A 14438-nucleotide genomic window follows, 5' to 3' on the forward strand; every position below is an offset into this window, starting at 1 on the left:
CGGTGTGAACCGCGGGCCGGACCCTGGTGCGCGAGGCGGCAAGCCGCTTACTCCGCCTTGATCGCCGACAGCATGTTCAGCCGGGCGGCCCGGCGGGCGGGCCACATCGCGGCCAGGATGCCGACCAGCGCGGACAGCAGCAGGAAGATTCCCATCCGGCCCCACGGCAGCACCAGCGAGTACGTGTCCATGGTGGAGCCGATCAGCTCGCCGGCCGCCCAGCCGAAGAACACGCCGAGCACGAGGCCGAGCACGCCGCCGAAGAGCGAGATGACCAGCGACTCCAGGCGCACCATCCGCTTGATGCCTTTGCGGTCCAGGCCGATGGCCCGCAGCATCCCGATCTCCTGGGAGCGCTCGAAGACCGACATGGCCAGGGTGTTGACGACGCCGAGCACCGCGACGATCACGGCCATGGCGAGCAGCCCGTAGAGCATGTTCAGCATCAGGTTGACCATCGAGGCGATCTCGTTGGTGATGTCCTTCTTGTCCTGGATCGCGATGGCGGGGTTGTCGCCGAGCGCCTTGCGCAGCGCGTCCTTGGACTCCTTGTTCGCGCCGCCCTTGGTCTTGACCAGCACCTGCTGGTCGGTGGCGTCCTTCTGGTGCGGGGCGAGCGTCGCGGTGTCGACCAGGATGCCGCGCAGCAGCTGGTTGCCCTTGTAGATGCCGGAGACCGTCATCCGGCTCTTCTTGCCGTCCTCGAAGGTCGCGACGTACGAGGAACCGACCTTCAGGTGGTGTTCCTTGGCGTGGTCCTCGTCCATGACGGTGCTGTGACCGCCGACGTTCAGGGAGCCGGAGGCGAAGTCGAGGTTGGTGAGCTTCGCCAGGTCCTTGCCGTTGACGCCCGTCAGATAGCCGCTGTCGCCGTTGATGTGGGCGCCCGAGCTGCGCATCGGGCTGGACGCGGTGACGTTCGGGTCGGCGGCGATCTCCTTGCTGACCTGCGGGGAGAGCGGGAGCTTGTTCTCCATGGCGACGACGTAGTCGGCCTTGACGGAGTCCGTGGCCATCTTGCCGACGGCCGCCTGGACGCTGCCGGCGATGACGGTCAGACCGGTGATCAGGGTGAGGCCGATCATCAGCGCGGAGGCCGTGGCGGCGGTGCGGCGCGGGTTGCGGACCGCGTTCTGCCGGGCGAGCTTGCCGGAGATCCCGAAGGCGCGCAGTACGGGCGCGGCGGCGGCGATCAGCGGCCGGGACAGCAGCGGGGTCAGCACGAACACCCCGATCAGCAGCAGCCCGGCGCCCAGGCCCAGCAGGCCCTTGCCGTCGGAGCCCATGCCGGTCGCGCCGATCACGGCCGCGATGCCCGCGCCGGAGAAGATCGCGCCGATGGTGTTGCGGACGACCAGGGAGCGGGTGGTGGCGACCGCGTGCACGCTGTTCATGGCGGCGATCGGCGGGATCTTCGCGGCGCGGCGGCCCGGCAGCCAGGCGGCGAGCATGGTCACCAGGATGCCGACGACCAGCGAGACCACGATGGTGGAGGGCTCGACGACCAGGGGGCCGTCGGGGACGGTGGCACCGCCGCCGTTCATCAGGGTGCGCAGCAGGGCGCCGATGCCGATGCCCGCGAGCAGACCGGTGACGGCGGCGATCGCGCCGACCACGAACGCCTCGATGAGCACGGAGCGGGTCACCTGGCGGCGGCTCGCGCCGACCGCGCGCATCAGGGCCAGCTCCTTGGTGCGCTGGGAGACCAGCATGGTGAAGGTGTTGGCGATGATGAAGATGCCGACGAAGAGCGCGATGCCCGCGAAGACCAGCAGGCCGGTCTTCATGCTGCTCATGCCGGTGGCGATGGCCTTGGCCTGGTCGTCGGCGAGCTTCTGGCCGGTGGTGGACTCGGCGGTGTGGGGCAGGATCTTGTCGATCGCGCTCTTGAGGGCGGTCTGGGACGTGCCGGGCGCGGCCTTCACGTCGATCTCGGAGAATTCCCCGGGCTTGGTGTAGAGCTTCTGCGCGGTCTTGGTGTCGAAGAGCGCGAGGCTGCCGCCGGCCGTGACGTTGCCGTCGTCGGTGGTGAAGACGCCGACGACCTTCTGCTGCATGACGGGCCCGTTGACGGACATCCGGACGGTGTCGCCGACCTTGACGCCCGCGCGCTCGGCGGTCTTGGTGTCGAGCACGATCTCGTGGGAAGTGTGCGGCGCGCGGCCGTCCTTGAGCGGGTACCGGATGTCGGCGCCGCCCTTGCCGGCGTAGTAGTTCCCGCCGGCGGACGTGAAGCCGCTGCCGGCGAGCTTGCCGTCCTTGCCGGAGACGGCGGCGAACCCGCCGACGGTGCCGGTGACCGCGTCGACGCCGGGCACCTTGGAGACCTTCGTCAGCAGGCTCTGGGGGAGCTGGTGCCAGTCATCGGGCTTGTCGGTGCCCTCGTTGCGGTTGTTGTCGGAGGAATCCGAGGTGGTGATGGCGATGTCGGTGTTGGTGAAGCCTTTCTCCGAGCTCTTCTGGAGCGCGCCGGAGATGGTCGAGGTGAAGACCAGGGTGCCTGAGACGAAGGCGACGCCGAGCATGACGGCGAGCACGGTCATCAGCAGCCTGGCCTTGTGCGCGAGCACATTGCGCAAGGCGGTACGGAACATGGTCAGTCCTGGGGGGAGGCTCCGCGCCCTTGGGCGACCGGGCGTCGGGGCCGGGGCGCGGGGGCTGCGAGGAGAAGTCTGGCGGGTGGGGGCGTGCGGCGTGAGGCCGGGAGGCTGAGGCTGTACGGGCCGGGGCCGGCGTTGGTCCGTACGGGCCGGGGTTCGTACGGGCGGAGGGAGGCGGGCCGGGGCCGGTGTCGGCTCGTACGCCTGCTCAGCTGCTCCGTCGGCTCAGCTGGTGCGCCCCCGGGCGTCGAAGCGCTTCATCCGGTCGAGGACGGCGTCGGCGGTGGGCTCGCGCAGCTCGTCGACGAGCCGTCCGTCGGCGAGGAAGACGACGCGGTCGGCGTAGGCGGCGGCGACCGGGTCGTGGGTGACCATGACGACGGTCTGGCCGAGCTCGCGCACGGAGTTCCGCAGGAAGCCGAGGACCTCGGCGCCGGAGCGGGAGTCGAGGTTTCCGGTCGGCTCGTCGGCGAACATGATCTCGGGACGGCCGGCGAGGGCGCGGGCGACGGCGACGCGCTGCTGCTGACCGCCGGAGAGCTGGTTGGGCCGGTGCTTGAGCCGCCCGGAGAGGCCGACGGTGTCGACGACCATGTCCAGCCACTTCTTGTCGGGCTTGCGGCCGGCGATGTCCATGGGGAGCGTGATGTTCTCCAGGGCGTTGAGCGTGGGGAGCAGGTTGAACGCCTGGAAGATGAAGCCGATCTTGTCGCGGCGGAGCTGGGTGAGCTTCTTGTCGCTGAGCGCGGTCAGCTCCACGTCGCCGATCCGGGCCGAACCGCCGGAGACCGAGTCGAGACCGGCCATGCAGTGCATCAGCGTCGACTTGCCGGACCCGGAGGGGCCCATGATCGCGGTGAATTCCGCCTGGTGGAAATCGAGGGAGACGGCGTCGAGCGCGACCACCTGGGTCTCACCCTGTCCGTAGACCTTGGTGAGATCCGTGGCGCGGGCGGCCACCGCGGTGGCGCGGACGGCGGTCTGGGCGCCGAGGGGGGAGGTGGTCACGGCGGGGGACTCCTGTCGGAACGAGCTTTTCGGGGACTGACACCATGGTCCGTGCCGAAAGCCGCCAGGGGATCAGACCCTGCTCCCGTTCCCTTGGGAGACCAGGGAGGTACCGCGCGGGAGTCGCATCATCCTTTGGTAGGAGCATGACCCTGACACCCCGGGGCAGGTAGGCGAGCCGTTCGGGGCGGCGAGATTGCGACAATTCCGCCTCCGGGCCCTGACGGGAGGGTGACCGGTCGGGAACAGCCCGTGGCATGTGCCAATGGCGTCGGCCGGGTACTGATGCACCCTCAGTTGCCAATAAAATAAGACAACCTCGGGCCAACGTTCCGCTGTTCGGGGGGCCGCTCGGGGCTAGGCTCGTCATGCTCTCCAAGGGGAGGGCCGTGCGCCTCCCTGTACGCACGGACCGAGAGCCCCTGCCCGGATGGTGGAATGCAGACACGGCGAGCTTAAACCTCGCTGGCCCTCGGGCCGTGCCGGTTCAAGTCCGGCTCCGGGCACCTCCTTGATCCGTTTCTTTCGCCAGGCGCTCGGCGAGTTCCGCGGCCGACAGGCGGAGCCTACGACTCCGCCTGTCGCGCGAGTAAGAGGGGCGCGGTAATTCTCCACTTGCCGTTGGTCACGGCGGCAACGCCCAGACGATCTGGGGTACCCGGCAGGCGGGGAGCCTACCCGCCGGGCGTGGCTGTGGCCTGTTCGACAGCTTCGCCAGGCATGTCGATACGCACAGTGTCCTGCCCGTTACGTCAAGTGCTGTGTGGAGCAGGGTGAGCTTCGTTGTCAACAGCGCCAGGTATTCCGTCATGGCGCGCACTCAGCCGAGGTATACGCGGTGACGCCCGCCCTTCCCGTCAGGCCGGACCGAATCAGCCGTGATCGGACTGTACGCCGCCGCAAGCTGGCTGCCCGGAGACGAGAACGCGGACGAGTTGGCCACGACGACGTTCGGGGTGCGCCCTGATTATCCCGGCAACCCACCCGCGCCCCCTGGCCGGGGTGCCGTCGTTGAGGGCCAGCGGGGGTTTCAGCGCGCTGCGACCGAAGTGCACCACACGCTGGGAACGTACAGCCCCTACGTCCGTCACCTTGGCTGGTTCACGCCAACTCTGCGTATGCCGCCGCATCGTCTCCCGCTGCCTCCATGCCCCTTGGCGTGCAAGGGGTGGCTCGTCGGAGCGCCGGCATGCGGGCGCGGGCGTAATCAGGCCAATCTCAACTCACCTTTCTTTCAAGCCTTGTTGAGGATTGTCCTTCTCCGGAATGATCTGGCGACGTCAAGATCGAGTGAAGATGGAGGAGGTGCAGTGAAGAGCAAGAAGAACAAGAAGAGCCTGAAGATCGCTGTGGCCGCTGGGGTCCTCATCGTGGCCGGCGCCGCTCCTGCGCTGGCGACCGTGAAGGAGGTGGGCGGAGGGACATGGGACTACGGCGCCGGTACCTCGCAGGTGTGGTCGAACTACTACCACCCGACGAAGTGCCACGGTTCGACCTCAGTCGGGAAGACCATCCAGAGCGACACGGCACCCAAGGACGAATGGTCCTTTACCCAGGTCGAGGCCGCGCTGTACGGCAACGAGACCTACTACAAGACCACCTGCTGACAGTGGTGGCGGCCGGGCGTCAGCTCGGTTTCGTAGGATGAGCGTCCGCCCGCCGGATGGCGCGGAATCGTTTTCCCCGGTGGGCGGACCGCTCCCAGCATGTCCAACTTTCTGAGTCGCGCTCCTCGAAGTGCCCTGACCTAGGCAATTGATGCTGCACCGAGGTATCAAGTTCGTTCACGCCGCTGTGCTGGCCTACTCAGCGGTTCTCGCCTTCCTGTCCTTACGGAGCTTCGAAGAGGACTGGGTGCTCGGGCACTCCGCCGTCGTATGGGTGACGGACTCCGACAACTCGGCCAGCGGCTCTCAAGTCGCGCGTGCTGTCGCGGAGTTCGCAGAGGATCAACGGGCGACCGTCGCGCGTGAAGTCCTCGACCTCAAGGCCCCGTCCAGCCGCAGGCATCTCTATCTTGCGCCGGGCGGCCCGCACTCCGACTGGCTGAAGGAGGGCTACCCCTCCTTCGATCGTGGTTACCACACCGACGTGCATCCCGTAGCCGACCTGGGGATGCGTGATCCCCGAGGCATCTATTACGTCTTCGGTTCGGACCAGGCCGCCACGTCGCTCACCCGGCACCTCACCGGTCTGGGGCTGACAGCCAAGGTCTACCACCCCGTCTCGCTGACGCAGTTGAGCTTCAACTACGAGGGAACCGCGCTGTATCGGTCGTTCTTCGTCGTCGCGCTCGCCGTCGTGACGATGACCGGCGCGGGAGTCCTGCTCAACGCGAAGGCGTATGGCGTACTGCGGCTGCAAGGGAAGTCATTCGGGCAGATTCTGCGGCGGGACCTGCGTCAGCTGGCGGCGTTCTGGGCCATCGCGTTCGTTGCCGTGGCCGCCACGGCACTGCTGCTCCTCGGGCTCTACAACGGACTGGCCTGGATCGGCACCTTCACGCTGCTCACGCTGGGCGCCACCCTTGTGCTCGGCGCCGTCGCCCTTGTCACACACGCGGCCATGCTCGGCCTGATGTCCCAGACCGATGTGCTGTCGGCTCTGAAGGGGGAGTTGCCGGCGCGGGCCGCTGCGGTCTGCGCCTACCTCGTCAGAGTTCCAGCGCTTCTGCTGGCGCTGAGCATCGCCTCGGCTGTCGTTATGGCCGGCCAGGATGTACTGGCCCGACAGGAGAGCAGCCGCGCGTACGCGAAGATCGGCAACGCCACCTCGATCGCCTTCAACGGCAGCCTCGCAAGCGAAGCGGGGCTGAAAAACCTGAACGAGAAAGTGGGGCCCTGGCTGCACCAGGCAGACAGAGACGGGGACATCATCTTTGCCGGCCACCGGAGAACCGGGGGGCGGGGCCCGGGAGACCTCGTGAATCACGACGTACTGATCGTCAACGAGTCCTTTCTGGCCGCGCAGCCCGTTCTCGACTCGTCGGGACACCGGGTCACCATGAGCGACGCGGACCCCGGGCGGGTACGGCTGCTGCTCCCCAGGCCCCTTGCGCGGTATGCCGGACGCCTGCGTGAGCAAGTCCCGGGGCTGCTGAACCCCGTCACCCCGGAGATCGTCTCAGCGGCCAAGGTGGAGACGGTGTGGTCGAAGGACAATCAGCGTGTCTTCACGTACAACCCCGGTGGTCAGCAGCGCAACGGGGAGAAACTAGGCGCGGACGACTCCCTGGTCACCGACCCCGTCATCATCGCCTTCCCCAATGGGTCGCCGTTGGTCAGTAACAAGCTCTACACCGACTACGCCTCCCAGAGCAGCATCGTCTTCCCCGACCCGGACGACGTCACAGCCGGTATCAAGAAACACCACCTTGAGACATACGTGATGTCCATGACCCCAGTCGCGCAGAACGCCGCGAACAAACTGCGGGATCTCGTCGGAGACTTCAGGATGCAACTGTTCAACCTGGCGGTGGCCGTGACGGTGCTGCTCATCACCGGAGTCGGCGTCTGCATCGTCCACTCCCGGAAAAACGCGCAAGCGATCTTCGCACGGCACATCAGCGGATGGACCTTCACCGCCACCCACCGCCCCGTCCTGCTGCTCGAAGGGCTTCTGGCCGTGCTCCTGGTCGTATGGCTGCCTTTCAAAGTGTGGCAGCAGAACCAGGACCTCGCCCGGTACGCGGCCCTCGGTATCCCCGCCCCCAGGCCGGCCGCCGAAGTCACGGGACTCGACCTCGGCGTCACCGTCGCGCTCGTCGTCGTCGAGGTCGCGGCGGTGCTGTTGGCCCTTGGCGCTTTCCACCGCCGCATTGTCAAGGAAGGTGCGACCGAGTCGTGACTCCCCACCGCCGTGCAGGAGCTGCCACGTGATCGAGATCGAGAACCTGTCCAAGTCCTTCGGCCCGCGCACCCTGTGGTCCGGCCTCGCCTTCACCGTGGCGCGTGGGGAGATCCTCGCGTTGACCGGCCCGAGCGGCTCCGGCAAGTCGACACTGCTCAATTGCCTCGGCCTCCTGGACGAACCGACGTCCGGAGCGATCCGCTACGAGAGCCGGGACATCACCCGCTTCCGTCCACGTGCTGCCCGGTACTACCGACGCGACGTCCTGGGCTACCTGTTCCAGAACTACGCGTTGATCGACAACGCCACCGTCGCCGCCAACCTCATGGTCGCCATGAAACCGCGTCGGGCCAGGAAGGGAACCCCGAGCATCGTCGAGGCACTCGAACGCGTCGGCCTGGCAGGACGTGAGAAGGAACAGGTCCACCGGCTCAGCGGCGGAGAGCAGCAACGCGTCGCTCTGGCCCGGCTCATCGTCAAGCAACCCGCGCTCGTTCTGGCAGACGAGCCGACCGGCGCTCTCGACCACGACAACGCCACCATGGTTGTGGACATCCTCCGTTCGATGAGCAAGGACGGCTGCGCGGTCGTCATCGCCACCCACAACGACGCCGTCCGTGACCGCTGCGACACCGTTCTCGCAGTTGGAAGCACCACACAACCCGAACCTGTCAAAGAAAGGCAGCACTCATGAACGCCCGCCTCACATGGAGACTTGTTGTAGGCATCCTGGTCCTCGGCCTCGGCGCGGTACTTCTCGTCTACGGAGAGCACACCGGAGTCATCCTGGGGCGGATCGGACTGCATCTGCTCTGATCCTTCCGCCGCACGCGCCCTGCGGGCCTCGGTCGTGGGGCTTGTGCGGGTGCGTGCCGGGGGACCGAGGCCCGGGGGTGTTTGGGTCTATCTGGATTTACGGGCCTACGGGGCCGTCAGCGCTCGACGGCGGGGCGGCGGCGAGTCGCGAGCATGAGGGCTGCGCCGGCGGTGAGGGCTACAGCGGTGCCGCCGAGGGCCCAGGGGGTGGCGGGGCCGGTGCCGGTGGAGGCGAGTTCGGCGGTTGTGGTGGTGCCGGCGGGGGCCGCGGAGATGGCGGCTGTGGCGGCTGCGGCCTTCACGGTGGTCGTGCCGGTGCCGGTGCCGGTGCCGGTGCCAGTGCCCTCCGGGCTGACGGCTGCGGGGGCGGCTGCCTTCTCCTTCGTGGCCTTGGCGGCCACGCCGCTGTCGTCCTTGTCCGTCCCGTGGGCCGGGCGGTCTGCCTTGTCCTTGCCGGGCTTGGTGCCCTTGTCGCCCTCGTGGTCCTTGCCCGGAGCGGGCTTGTTACGAGCGGCAGCGGCATCCGCCTCGTCCTTGGCCCGCGCCTCGAACTGGCCCACATCGAGGAACTCCCGGAGGGCACGGGCGCTGTTGGCGTTCAGCGCCTTCCGCGCGGCGGCCTTCACCGTCGGGCCGCCGGTGCCCGCGATGCGGCCGACGAGTACCCGGTCGTCGTCGTACCGGGCTTCGTACTGGCCCACTTTGAGGAAGTACTGGAGATCCGCATCGTCGTTGGAGTTCAGCGCTTTCCGGGCGGCTTCCCGCACCGCCGGGCCGCCGGCGTCCTCGATGCGGGTGGCGAGTATCCGGTCGTCGTAGAGGCGCGCCACGTACTGGCCTTCCTCCAGGAAGCGACGCATCTGCTGCGCGTTGCCGTCCAGCGCTTCCTGCGCCGCCTTGTGGAGAGTCGAGCCGATCGACTTGTCGGCGAGTATCTTCTGGATCGCGGCGCGATCCTCTTTCTCCTGCGATCCCGTCTTGGCCCCTGCCGGATCGGTGTCCGAGGCGGTGCCGGTCACCGGCTTCGCGGGGGTCGGAGCGCTGTCCGCGGCGAACGCGGGGGAGGACAGAAGTAAGGCCGGTGCGATGGCGGCGGCAGCTACGGCCACCGAGACGCGCGTGAGTCTCATACGCTAGAAACCGCTTTCCCTATGGAAGATCTTGAAACTGCCCCATAGGGTAATCGGCCGATGATCTTGAGTGGGCAAAGTGGCCGCCATGGGTGGCCAGTTGGCCGGTGTTGGCTGGTCGGCCCGCTCAAAATGCCTGGTGGGCGGCGTGGACGGGGACCCGCCTGCGATCATCTCGGCATGGCCTCAGCGCTTCCCCGTACCATCCGAGCCGTCGACACCGATCACCTCCTCGATCTGGAGCGGGAGGCCGCCGCGTGCGGGCTGAGCCAGCGGCTCCCCGTCGACTGGCTCAGCGAGCACGCTGCCGCAGCAGGAACGCACTACCTGTTTCCCGTACTCGTGCACCAGCTCCGGCACCGCCCTGAAGTCTCGCCCCAATGGCGATGCCAATTGCTGTTGACCGTCAGCACCGGCGAACAGATCTTGAGCCTGCTCGACGTCCTTCCCGCCACCTTCGACCGGATCCCGGCGACCCTGGACGCGTCGTCCAAGACGAGGATCGCCCGGCGCATGGAGGGCGCGATGTCCGTGCGCGAGTGGATGGAGCGGGCGGACCTCAGTCGTTGTTCCGGTCGGTGAGCCAGCGGCGGGCGGCTTCCAGGCCCGCCTCGTTCGCGGCCGGGCCGTCGATGCCTGTGAGGTCGTCCCGGGCGATTCGGGCGGCGAAGTACACGGCTTGGCCGGCCCAGCGGTAGGTCAGCAGGGGGCGCAGTGAGCGTTCGACCTCGGGGCGGGGGAGGGCGCCGGTCGCCGTGTAGGCATCGATGAGCGGGCGCATGGCGTCCGGGCCTCGGTACATCACCAGTGCCGCCAGGTCGTACACCTGCGGCTGCACGGTGGCGCCGCTCCAGTCGATCATCCCGCAGACACCGCTGACCGGGTCGAGACGGAAGACGTCCGGTGCCGGGTCGCCGTGTGTCGGGCCCCAGGTCAGCGACCGCAGGTCGAGTTCGTTCAGGCGGGCCATGACCTTGGTGATCGCGGACCTGAGCCAGGGGCGTACGTCCAGGTGTTCCGTCGGGAGGCTCGGGAGACGGAGGCGGGCGGGCTTGGCGGCCTTGGCGTTCTGCACGCCGAGTGCGCCGTGGGCGCGGGCCAAGGTGGTTCCCATCGTCTCCAGTTCGGTGTGCGACTCGCCGGTCAGCCCGCGGCCCTCCACCCAGCGGAGGAGGGCCATCGCCCGGTCTTCGAGGGGTACGGTCGTCAGTCCGCCGGTCGTCGCCACGGGCGCCCCGGCCGGTATGCCCGCCCGTTCCAGCCGCTCCGCCAGGTCGAGACCGTACGCGAACGCCTTCTTCGCCTGCGGCGGTACCGCCTTCGCCACCCAGCGGGCGTCTCCTGAGCGGACCTCCCATGTCAGGGAGTTCATCCCGCCCTCGATGGGCCTGATCTCATCCGCCTGGAGCGCCCAGTGCTCTTTGAGGAGCCGGGCGACGGGTTGAAGGTCATGGTCGGGCATTGCGGCAATCCTCCGTGTGGGGTTCCGCGTGGGGTCGGGGCATCCCAGAGTAGGTCGCGCCGTCCCGGCCAACTCGCCCTTTCCTCAAACGTATTCGTCCGGCGCGCCGCCGTGCTGGTCCTGGGGCCAGGCGATTCGGCAGCGGAGGCAGGTGAGTCGCCATTGGAGTTCGCCTGTCCCAGGGTGGGGGACCTGGGACAGGATCACTTCGGTTCCCTGGCATTTGACGCATTGCACGGGGGGATTCGCGTTCGGCCTCTGCCGGTACGGGTCGTTCCATGCGCCGTTGTTCACCCGCTCAGTGTGGCGGCGCGGCCGTGCCCTTTCCGGGAAACAACACCCTTGTGTTCCGGGGAGGTTCCAGCGTCACGTAGTCGTCGAAGGTTCGGCGGTAGCGGGTGTGGCCCGTGGTTTGGGTGTGGCGGCGCATCCATTCCTCGATCCAGTCCGAGCCACCGGAACGGATCATCTCCCCGCAGTCCCTCTCCTCACCCGTCACGCACGTCGCGCTGTACTCCGGATACGTGGACCGATCCTGCTCGAACGTCCATGCCATGAATCTGAACGTGCGCCTCATGGCCTTGCCTCTCGGCTGCCGTTGTCGGGCTTGCTCTTGTCCGTCAGGCGGATCGCGGTGTCCGGCTTCCCCAGACCGGCCCGGTGCTGTGGGCATTGGCACCGGGGGAAGGCGGCGGGGCTGGGTGGCACCGCTCGCCTCGGGTTCTTTGCGGCCTCGCCGTCGGAGAGGGGCGGAGGGCCGTTCTTGAATACGAGGAGAGCCCCGTTGGTCCCTTCCTCCGCGATCATTCTGGCCAAGTTCGCTCGCGCCGTGCTCTTCATGCTTCCAGCCCCCTCAGGCCGCGCCGCACCCGGTCCGCCAACTCCCTTGTCGGCTCGGCGAACTCGTGTGGTCGGGGAATCTCCTCAGGGACCAGGCGCCAGAAGTCTCCACTTGCGACGGATCTGATCAGGTCGTTCAACTGTGTGAATGAGGGGATGGGGGGTGGCTTCGGGCGTGCCTGGTGGATTCCGGCTCTGCTGATTCCGGCTCTGCTGATTCCGGCACTGTTCGCCCTTGGTGCTGTGCTGGTCACCGACACCTCTGGTCGTCGTCTTCGGGCTTGACGGGGTGACCGTATGGCCGTGCCCGAGCAGTGACCAGACATGCTCCGGTGCAGTTCGCGCGGCCAACTGCCGTACGTGATACGGCGCGTAGCAACTACCCCGTGATTCCGAGGTGCGCTGCCATTTCACGCATGTCCTTCGTGAGAGTGCGCTTGCGGTGATGCAGGACGTCGGCCATTACATAGCGTGCCATTGCCTGATGGCGGACCCACTCGGGGGAAGTACGGCGCAGCGCGTTCAATTCGTGCATGGCGTCGTGATGCGATCCGAGCATGACGTGGGCGCGCGCGACGTCCAGACGGTGGCGGTCCCAGTTGTTGGAGCTGGGTTTTCCCGCCGCTTTCATGCCTTTGCGGCTCAACACGCCGTCGTCGGAACGCCGGAGGACTCCGTGCGCGTCCCCGATGAGGGAAAGGTCCTCCACCGCCTTCATTTCCGCGGTGACGGGGCCGAAGGTGGTCCAGTGCGAGCCGAAGTCGGTGTGCTCCACGCCCAGTGCGCTCGCGGCCGTACTCGCCATCCGGCGTGCTTCCCGGGCCGTGTCGGGCCGGTTGTCGCGCATTGCCGCGGAGGCGACGCGCAGCGAGAGTTCCCCCCACACGGCGATCTGGCCGGGGGCGGCGGTGGAAACGCGCGGTTCCATCTCGTCGGCTGTGGCGCCGGCCAGGCTCTCGCACTCGTCGAAGCGGTCCTGCCGCAGGAGGAGCCAGCTCAGGCCGACCACGCCGGTGGCGGCCGTCAGCGTGTGCCCTGCTTCCCGCGCGTCGCGGATCGCCTGGGACAGCGCGTAATACGCCAAGTCGTACTGCCGTACCTGAGTCAGGTATTTCCCGGTCAGCAGAAAGGCTTGGGCGCGGACGTCCAGCGCCCGGCGGCGCTCTTCGTCGCCGTCGTGCGCGGAGACCGCCGTTTCCGCTGCCCGGGTGATTCCCGGAAGCCGCTTCGCCACGGAGTCGTACCGGTCCGTCTGGTACAGCGCGTGCGCGTCGGCGATCTCGCGCCGAATCACCTGGGCGGGTGACGGCGGCGACTCCCCGGCCGCTGCCACGGCCTCCTTGAGGCCCACGGGCGGCATGAGGGCTCGGCGGATCTCCATCAGCCGCAGATGATTCGGTCCGTCGTCGCGTACGGGCTCCGGCGCCCCGGTCGCGAAGAGGGCCGAGGTGGTCACCCCGAGGGCGCGAGCGAGCGCGTACAGGGTTTCCACCCGCGGTGTTCCCCCCTGCTCCACTTTGCGTACGAGTGCGGGGGAGACGCGCGCCGCTTCGGCCAGCCGCTCCTGGCTGAAGCCCGCGCGTCGTCGGTGGTTCCGTACGTTGTCCGCCAGTTCTGAGGACATCGCGTCTGAAGACATCGCGTCACCTACCTCTTCCGTCAGCGTACGCCGGGAAAGCGCGGGCAATGGGCGCGGGAATTCGGCCGGGTGCCGTGACACGCGTCCGAGCAACGGGCGTCTTGGCGAGGGCGATTGGCGAGCGCGGCGGGCAGCGCTTGGGCAAGGGGTGAGCAGTCGGGTGTATGTCCGCGTCAGCGGCACCGGCCTAGCGTGGCGGGACGCTGAGTGCCTGGTGGCGGGTTGCCCTGGGTGCCTCGGCAGGCCGAGGATTCACAGAAGGAGAATTCATGCGCACGTGGACCAAACGCTCCGCCCTGACGCTCGCCGCTCTCTCCGCCGCCGCGGTGACGCTGACCGGGGCGGGTTCCGCTTCCGCGGAGCCGTTGCAGCCGAGCCAGTCCACGGTGGTGCGCGTGATGGACACGCCCCGGCAGGACGTGCCGTTCGGTTCGCTCCAGGAATGCCAGACCTACGGCAACGTCATGGCCCAGATGGGAATGCTGCACAGCTACACCTGCACTCCCTCGGGCGGCAAGTACATCTTCCACTGGAGCTGATCTTTTTACTGCTCATCAATGTGTGGTGTCGGGAGGGTTGCCCCTGCGGGGCCACAGCGTGAGCGGCGACGGGGTTGGGGTTGGGGCGGGTTCGCTGTCTGCCGCTGGGGTGGTGTGGGCTGGTGTCGCGGGCGGCTGGTGGGTGGGGCGGTATTCGGTGTGGGTGGGTGCGGGTTCGTCTCGGGCCCTGCGGGTCCACAGCGCGTGCAGTGACGGGTGGGGCGGTGGTGGGGACCGTAGGAGGCTCCGCTGCGCTCCGCATCTGGCTACTGGTAGGTAGGGTGCGGTTGCCGCCCGACAAAAGCGCCTTATGGGACGCGGAACCGGTAGGTAACTGCACCCTGTTGAAGGGTGAACCTGGCGTGTCGGGCATATCGGGCGCGCTCGGCGTCGGAGTGGAGTTTCCATAGCTGTGGGCCCTCCTTGTACGGGCGGAAACCGCCCCCGGACGGCCAGCCGCCCCCGGGCGCAGCGCAGCGCGCCCTTTCACTTCGGCTGCCGTGGGCCGCAGGCCCGAAACGCCCCCGCACCCGAGCAACTCGCAATAACCCCATC

At 68.0% G+C, this 14438-nt stretch carries 12 protein-coding genes and 1 tRNA gene; 7 read left to right on the forward strand and 6 right to left on the reverse strand.

What is annotated here, in order from left to right; genetic code table 11:
- Positions 1-47: 47 nt before the first annotated feature.
- Both ACFU99_RS12395 and ACFU99_RS12400 read right to left on the reverse strand, forming a co-directional pair.
- Positions 48-2594, reverse strand: a complete 2547-nt coding sequence (locus ACFU99_RS12395) for an ABC transporter permease (RefSeq protein WP_384389755.1) — start codon at positions 2592-2594, stop codon at positions 48-50.
- Positions 2595-2825: 231 nt separating this feature from the next.
- A complete protein-coding gene (locus tag ACFU99_RS12400) occupies positions 2826-3608 on the reverse strand; it encodes an ABC transporter ATP-binding protein (RefSeq protein ID WP_384389756.1) in 783 nt (260 codons plus the stop codon).
- A 424-nt stretch (positions 3609-4032) separates the two neighbouring features.
- On the opposite strand from ACFU99_RS12400, the gene ACFU99_RS12405 reads away from it, so the two are divergent.
- The 5 genes from ACFU99_RS12405 to ACFU99_RS12425 all read left to right on the forward strand — a co-directional run bounded on the left by ACFU99_RS12405 (position 4033) and on the right by ACFU99_RS12425 (position 8273).
- Positions 4033-4114, forward strand: a tRNA-Leu gene (locus tag ACFU99_RS12405).
- Positions 4115-4918: 804 nt separating this feature from the next.
- Positions 4919-5215: a lactococcin 972 family bacteriocin gene (locus ACFU99_RS12410; RefSeq protein WP_384389758.1), complete on the forward strand. Its 297-nt coding sequence runs from the start codon at positions 4919-4921 to the stop codon at positions 5213-5215.
- A gap of 274 nt (positions 5216-5489) precedes the next feature.
- Complete coding sequence (locus ACFU99_RS12415) at positions 5490-7454, forward strand: bacteriocin-associated integral membrane family protein (protein ID WP_384389761.1); 1965 nt, start codon at positions 5490-5492, stop codon at positions 7452-7454.
- A gap of 28 nt (positions 7455-7482) precedes the next feature.
- On the forward strand, positions 7483-8151 hold the full coding sequence (locus ACFU99_RS12420; RefSeq protein WP_384389764.1) for an ABC transporter ATP-binding protein: 669 nt from the start codon (positions 7483-7485) through the stop codon (positions 8149-8151).
- Complete coding sequence (locus ACFU99_RS12425) at positions 8148-8273, forward strand: hypothetical protein (protein ID WP_384389767.1); 126 nt, start codon at positions 8148-8150, stop codon at positions 8271-8273. Before ACFU99_RS12420 ends, ACFU99_RS12425 begins: the two co-directional genes overlap by 4 nt.
- Before the next feature lie 116 nt (positions 8274-8389).
- On the opposite strand, the gene ACFU99_RS12430 is transcribed toward ACFU99_RS12425, so the two are convergent.
- Entirely contained in the window at positions 8390-9403 is a 1014-nt protein-coding gene (locus ACFU99_RS12430; protein WP_384389770.1) for a hypothetical protein, read from the reverse strand.
- A 180-nt stretch (positions 9404-9583) separates the two neighbouring features.
- On the opposite strand from ACFU99_RS12430, the gene ACFU99_RS12435 reads away from it, so the two are divergent.
- A complete protein-coding gene (locus tag ACFU99_RS12435; protein ID WP_384389773.1) occupies positions 9584-9985 on the forward strand; it encodes a hypothetical protein in 402 nt (133 codons plus the stop codon).
- On the opposite strand, the gene ACFU99_RS12440 is transcribed toward ACFU99_RS12435, so the two are convergent.
- From ACFU99_RS12440 to ACFU99_RS12450, 3 genes are all read right to left on the reverse strand, one after another.
- A complete protein-coding gene (locus ACFU99_RS12440) occupies positions 9963-10865 on the reverse strand; it encodes a phosphotransferase enzyme family protein (RefSeq protein WP_384389776.1) in 903 nt (300 codons plus the stop codon). The two genes, ACFU99_RS12435 and ACFU99_RS12440, sit on opposite strands and share 23 nt — an antisense overlap.
- A gap of 298 nt (positions 10866-11163) precedes the next feature.
- A complete protein-coding gene (locus ACFU99_RS12445; protein WP_384389779.1) occupies positions 11164-11442 on the reverse strand; it encodes a hypothetical protein in 279 nt (92 codons plus the stop codon).
- A gap of 642 nt (positions 11443-12084) precedes the next feature.
- Positions 12085-13344, reverse strand: coding sequence for a helix-turn-helix domain-containing protein (locus tag ACFU99_RS12450; protein WP_384389782.1), 1260 nt, complete (start codon positions 13342-13344; stop codon positions 12085-12087).
- Between the two features lie 269 nt (positions 13345-13613).
- On the opposite strand from ACFU99_RS12450, the gene ACFU99_RS12455 reads away from it, so the two are divergent.
- Entirely contained in the window at positions 13614-13883 is a 270-nt protein-coding gene (locus ACFU99_RS12455; protein ID WP_384389784.1) for a hypothetical protein, read from the forward strand.
- Positions 13884-14438 lie beyond the last annotated feature (555 nt).

Source organism: Streptomyces sp. NPDC057654 (assembly GCF_042800135.1).
Taxonomy (GTDB): Bacteria; Actinomycetota; Actinomycetes; order Streptomycetales; family Streptomycetaceae; genus Streptomyces.

Coding starts and splice junctions, on each gene's coding strand:
- ACFU99_RS12425 (WP_384389767.1), top strand. CDS start 8,148: ATGAACGCCCGCCTCACATGGAGACTTGTTGTAGGCATCCTGGTCCTC.
- ACFU99_RS12435 (WP_384389773.1), top strand. CDS start 9,584: ATGGCCTCAGCGCTTCCCCGTACCATCCGAGCCGTCGACACCGATCAC.
- ACFU99_RS12430 (WP_384389770.1), bottom strand. CDS start 9,403: ATGAGACTCACGCGCGTCTCGGTGGCCGTAGCTGCCGCCGCCATCGCA.
- ACFU99_RS12445 (WP_384389779.1), bottom strand. CDS start 11,442: ATGAGGCGCACGTTCAGATTCATGGCATGGACGTTCGAGCAGGATCGG.
- ACFU99_RS12440 (WP_384389776.1), bottom strand. CDS start 10,865: ATGCCCGACCATGACCTTCAACCCGTCGCCCGGCTCCTCAAAGAGCAC.
- ACFU99_RS12455 (WP_384389784.1), top strand. CDS start 13,614: ATGCGCACGTGGACCAAACGCTCCGCCCTGACGCTCGCCGCTCTCTCC.
- ACFU99_RS12450 (WP_384389782.1), bottom strand. CDS start 13,344: ATGTCTTCAGACGCGATGTCCTCAGAACTGGCGGACAACGTACGGAAC.
- ACFU99_RS12395 (WP_384389755.1), bottom strand. CDS start 2,594: ATGTTCCGTACCGCCTTGCGCAATGTGCTCGCGCACAAGGCCAGGCTG.